Origin of the sequence: Synechococcus sp. R6-7 (genome assembly GCF_047461695.1) — a bacterium.
Lineage (GTDB): Bacteria > Cyanobacteriota > Cyanobacteriia > Thermostichales > Thermostichaceae > Thermostichus.
Genome location: NZ_JANSHS010000288.1, coordinates 1 through 5,127, shown reverse-complemented (window position 1 = coordinate 5,127; position 5,127 = coordinate 1). Strand labels below are relative to the sequence as shown.

Below are 5,127 nucleotides of genomic sequence, written 5' to 3'. Positions count from 1 at the left end.
CTTTCGATGTGTCCATCTTGGAAGTGGGGGATGGCGTTTTCGAGGTGAAATCCACCAGCGGCGACACGCAGTTGGGGGGCGACGACTTCGACAAGAAGATCGTCGATTGGATGGCCGAGCAGTTCAAGCAAATGGAAGGGATCGACCTGCGGCAAGACCGGCAGGCGCTGCAACGGCTAACGGAAGCCGCGGAAAAAGCCAAGATCGAGCTGTCCAGCGTTTCCGAAACCACCATCAACCTGCCCTTCATCACTGCCACTGCCGATGGGCCCAAGCACCTGGAGCTGAAGCTCTCCCGCGCCCAGTTTGAGCACCTCTGTGCCGACCTGCTGGAGCGCTGCAAGGGGCCGGTGGAGCAAGCCCTGCGGGATGCCAAGCTCACCAAGGCCGACATCAACGAAGTGGTGCTGGTGGGGGGATCTACCCGCATTCCGGCGGTGCAGCGGCTGGTGAGGGAGCTGCTGGGCAAAGAACCCAACCAGAGCGTCAACCCCGATGAGGTGGTGGCGGTTGGGGCGGCCATCCAAGCGGGTGTGCTGGCGGGCGAAGTCAAAGACGTGCTGCTGCTGGATGTCACCCCCTTGTCCTTGGGGGTGGAAACCTTGGGCGGCGTGGCCACCAAGCTCATCCCGCGCAACACCACCATCCCCACCCGCAAGTCGGAGATCTTCTCCACTGCCGAAGATGGGCAGACCTCCGTGGAAATCCACGTGGTGCAAGGGGAGCGGGAGCTGGCCCGCGACAACAAATCTCTGGGCCGCTTCAAGCTGGACGGGATCCCGCCGGCCCCCCGCGGTGTGCCGCAGATCGAGGTCACCTTCGACATCGACGCCAACGGCATCCTCAAGGTGACGGCCAAAGACAAAGGCAGCGGCAAAGAGCAGAGCATCTCCATCACCGGCGCCTCTACTTTGGATAGCAAAGAGGTGGAGCGCATGATTGCTGAGGCAGAAAAATACGCTGCCGAAGACCGGGCCCGCCGGGAGAAAATTGAGCGCCGCAACAAGGCCGACTCGCTGGCCTACCAAGCCGAGCGGCAGTTGAAGGAGTTGGGCGACAAGATCTCCTCCAGCAAACGCAGCCAAATCGAGACTCTGGTGCGAGAACTGCGGGAGGCCATCCAGCGGGAGGACGACAGCGCCATCCAGAGCAAAGAGCGGGAGCTGCAAGAGGCTCTCTACGCCATGAGCAGCGAGCTGTATCAACAGCCTGGGGCCTCCTCTAGCTCCGCTTCCGGCTCAGGGAAGACCTCCGGCGGCAGCGATGATGTGATCGATGCCGACTTCACCGAGAGCAAGTGACTGCTCAGGGATCCCTCCGTGGGCCGCGGGCCCAGGGCGGATCCCGCCCTTACTTGTAGCGCCGATAATGAGGAGGGACGGGATGGGCGATGGCGTCTAGCCCGCCTCCTCATTTTCTTCAGTAGGTCGGAGGGAAGGAGCCCTTGCCGGGGACGCCTAGCCTCGTGGTTTTCTGCCCACTCTCAGCGATTTGCCTGCGGACGCCTCCATGCAAAACTTTAAGGACTACTACAAGATTTTGGGGGTCAGCAAAACGGCCACTGCCGATGAGGTGAAACAAGCCTATCGGCGCCTAGCCCGCAAGTATCACCCAGATGTCAACCCCAACGACAAAGCGGCTGAAGAGAAATTCAAAGACATTAACGAAGCCTACGAAGTTCTCTCGGATCCCAGCAAGCGCAGGCAATACGACCAATTTGGCCAATACTATCAGCAGGGCGGGTTTCGCTCCAGCCGCGATGCCTACACCTACAGCAGCAGCCCCTTCAGCCAAGACTTTGGGGGGAGCGGATTTGGGGGGAGTGGCGTCGATTTCAGCCAATTTGATGATTTTCAAGACTTCATCGATCAACTGCTGGGCCGGGTGCGCAGCCAAACCACAGACCGCAGCAGCGGATTTTCGGGATCCACTGGCAACACCAGTTACGATGCTGAGGCCACCATCCAGATCAGCATTCCAGAAGCTTTTGAGGGGGGCAAGCGTCGCCTGCGGGTGGGCGGGGATCGCGTGCTCGAGGTAAACATCCCGCCGGGAATTACGCCAGGGAAGCGGATTCGCCTGCGCGGCCAAGGCCACCCCAACCCCAACGGCGGTGCCGGTGATCTGTACCTTAAAATTGAGCTGAAAGACCACCCCTTCTATCGCCTAGAGGGATTCGACGTTTACTGCGATCTGCCCATCAGCCCCAGCGAAGCGGTTTTGGGCGCCCAGGTGGAGGTGCCCACCTTGGATGGGGTGGTGAAGCTGCGGATCCCACCTGGCATGCAGCCGGGGCGAAAGTTGCGGCTGGCGGAAAGGGGATTTCCCAAAGGCAACGGAGAACGGGGGGATTTTTACGTGGTGGTGCAGATCCATTTGCCCACCCAGATCTCCGAAGAAGAGCGAGAACTTTACGAAAGGCTGCAGCGGGTTCAATCCTACGATCCCCGCGCCACCCTTAAGCTCTAGCATTGATATTCTCCGATATTCTCCCACGGCCAAAGCCTCAAGATTCTTGACAAGCGCTCCGCGCCGCCTGAAAGCAGGAAGCCGCCCTTCTAGCTTGCTTCCGGTAGCGGTAGGGCGGGGCTGGAGGCCCAGCCTTGGGGTCAAGATGGGGTCCTGCTGGAATCTGGTTGCGTCGGCGGGACGGGAGCTGCATTTGCTTCCAGAGGTTCCTGACGAGAGCATCCCTGGCTCCATTGCAGTTGCCGCAGGATCCCGCGCAACAAGGCCACCTCGGCTACGGTCAGGCCGGCTCGCTGGAACAGGGCGCGAAACTTGAGCATTTTGCGGCGGGCTGTGTGGGGGTGCAGGTAGCCAATTTGCAGCAACAGCGCTTCTAAGTGGTCGAAAAATCCCTCCAGCAGCTCGAAGGGGGCAAGCCTTTGAGGCGAGGGCATAGGAGGAGCAGGGGAAGGGCTCTGGCAGACGAGGGTGTACAGCTCATAGCAACAAATGGCCACGGCTTGGGCCAAGTTTAAAGAGGGATAGGTCGCATCGGTGGGGATCTGGATCTGGCGATGGCAAAGGGCCAGCTCCTCGTTGCTCAAGCCGCGATCTTCGGGGCCAAACACGAGGGCGGCAGGGCCGGCGGCCAGCAGAGCGGGAAAGGCTTGGCGGGGGGACTGAATTTGCCATTCGGGTGGGTAGGTTTGGCTGCGCCCCGTTGTCCCGAAAACCTGCACACACCCTTGCAGGGCTTCGGGCAAAGTTTGCACCTTCCGGGCTTGATGGAGCAGGTCTGCCCCATGCACGGCTGTGGTGATCGCTTCCATATCGAGGGGATCGCATTGGGGATCCACCAGCACCCACTGCCTGAAGCCCATGTTTTTCATCACGCGGGCAATGGCGCCGAGGTTGCGCGGCCCAGCCGGCTGCACCAATACAAGCCGTACCTGCGCCAGTTGTTCAGGGCCAGAGTGGGGTAATATCGGCATCAGGTTGGGATCCCCCAGAGTGCCTAGAGTAGAGAAGAGGAGCTTGATTTTGTCATAGATTGCATCCATGGGATCCGCATACCGTTGTTGGCTGAGCTTGATTTGTCTGGTGTTGGTGGGATGCTGCTGGGGATCCCCGGCGCTGGCTGCCCCTTCATCGCTGGCAGGGCCGGCTCAGGTATCGCCCCAGCTCGTTCGCGATAGCGACTCAGAGCGGTTTTCTCTGGCCGAGGCGCGGCAGCGGCTGGAAGCCATTGCCGAGGTCATGCGCTCGATTCGCCTGTGCAACCGGCCCAACTGCCGCTACCGAGATATCGCTGTGGACGTGTGGCCTGTGGACATATCCATCCCCAATGGTGGTGCCGAGCCGTTCTACGAGGGCAGCATCGACGCCATGATCGACCGTCCTTCCGGCAGCTTGGATAAAGCCCACTACCGGCTGCAGTTTCGCCAGGGGCGCTGGCAGTTGCTGGGGGGCGAAGAGGTGTCCGATGTCTCTTCCTTTTTCTTTGAGGGAGATACCTACGAGGTGTTCAGCGCCTACGGCACCCGCAGCCACAAAGCCAAGTTGGCAGATGCCGGCAGTAACCTGCGCGTGGGCTATCGGGAGCTGTATTACCGCGTTTTCGACCAGGGCCAAGAGCGTTTGCACTAGCGCTGCGGAGCACGATGAGAGGCCGGCAACACACCCTAGCCAGCTCTATTGCCCTAGAAGGCGTTGGCCTGCACACCGGCCTGCCAATTGGCTGCAGTCTGCATCCAGCTCCTGCCGGCAGCGGTCGGGTTTTTGTGCGGGTGGATCAACCGGGATCCCCTGAGATCCCGGCTCGGTTGGGATCCCTGGCCCCTGCCCATCTCTGCACCCTGTTGCAGCAGGGATCCCCCTCTGTTCAAGTGCAGACGGTGGAACACCTGCTGGCCGCCCTTTACATCCTGGGCATTGACAACTGCCGCATCGAGGTGGAGGGGCCGGAGCTGCCGATTCTGGATGGCTCTGCCCTGCCCTTTGTAGAGGCCATTGCCCAGGCCGGGATCCAGGCCCAAGATCAGCCGGCCCTGCTGGGGGTGATCCAAGAACCGGTCACTGTCTGGGCGGGGGAAGCCTTTGTCAGCGCCCTCCCCCATCCTACAGCCCGCTTTACCTATGGCATCGATTTTGCCGATTGCCCGATTGGAGAACAGTGGCTGAGCTGGAGGGAGAACAGGCCGGATTTTGTCCAGTCCATTGCGCCGGCCCGCACCTTCGCCCGCCAGCAGGATGTGGAGCTGGCCCGGGAACGGGGGCTAATCCAGGGGGGCAGCCTGGAAAATGCCATTGTCTGTAGCCAAACCGAGTGGTTGGGGCCATTGCGCTACCCAGATGAGCCGGTGCGCCATAAGCTGATAGATTTACTAGGAGATCTCAGCCTCCTGGGCTGCCGACTGCAGGGGCACATTGTGGCCTACAAGGCGGGCCATGCCCTGCACCACCGTTTGGCCGAGCAGTTGCTCAAGAGTGGATCCCTGCTGATCCATGAAGAGTGAGGGGGAGCAAGGGATCCGGTTGCGCAGCAACAACCCTGCCATCCTCAGTTGCGAGAGCGGTGCGGAGCACTTGTCTTCAAGGGGATCCCCAGGGTGGGATCCGCTTCATTCCCCTCCTTTCCGCAGCTCCCTGGGTGCTGATACATTTACGCTGAACACTGCT

Annotated in this window: 5 protein-coding genes; 4 read left to right on the top strand and 1 reads right to left on the bottom strand. The window is 60.9% G+C overall.

From position 1 onward, the window contains the following. A partial coding sequence (gene dnaK, locus NW815_RS08885) for a molecular chaperone DnaK (protein WP_414415920.1) occupies positions 1-1,301 on the top strand: 1,301 nt, incomplete at its 5' end. A 208-nt stretch (positions 1,302-1,509) separates the two neighbouring features. Continuing rightward, positions 1,510-2,469 carry a DnaJ C-terminal domain-containing protein gene (locus tag NW815_RS08880; protein WP_414382310.1) on the top strand — a complete coding sequence of 320 codons (960 nt, stop codon included), beginning with the start codon at positions 1,510-1,512 and terminating at the stop codon, positions 2,467-2,469. Between the two features lie 140 nt (positions 2,470-2,609). On the opposite strand, the gene NW815_RS08875 is transcribed toward NW815_RS08880, so the two are convergent. Beyond that, positions 2,610-3,509, bottom strand: coding sequence for an RNA methyltransferase (locus tag NW815_RS08875; RefSeq protein WP_414415919.1), 900 nt, complete (start codon positions 3,507-3,509; stop codon positions 2,610-2,612). Between NW815_RS08875 and NW815_RS08870 the strand changes: the two genes are divergently transcribed. Beyond that, the gene (locus NW815_RS08870; RefSeq protein WP_414391130.1) at positions 3,508-4,095 is read left to right on the top strand and encodes a hypothetical protein; all 588 of its coding nucleotides are present in this window, start codon (positions 3,508-3,510) and stop codon (positions 4,093-4,095) included. The genes NW815_RS08875 and NW815_RS08870 overlap by 2 nt on opposite strands. A 14-nt stretch (positions 4,096-4,109) precedes the next feature. After that, positions 4,110-4,964, top strand: coding sequence for a UDP-3-O-acyl-N-acetylglucosamine deacetylase (gene lpxC / locus NW815_RS08865; RefSeq protein WP_011434326.1), 855 nt, complete (start codon positions 4,110-4,112; stop codon positions 4,962-4,964). The last annotated feature ends 163 nt before the right edge of the window (positions 4,965-5,127 follow it).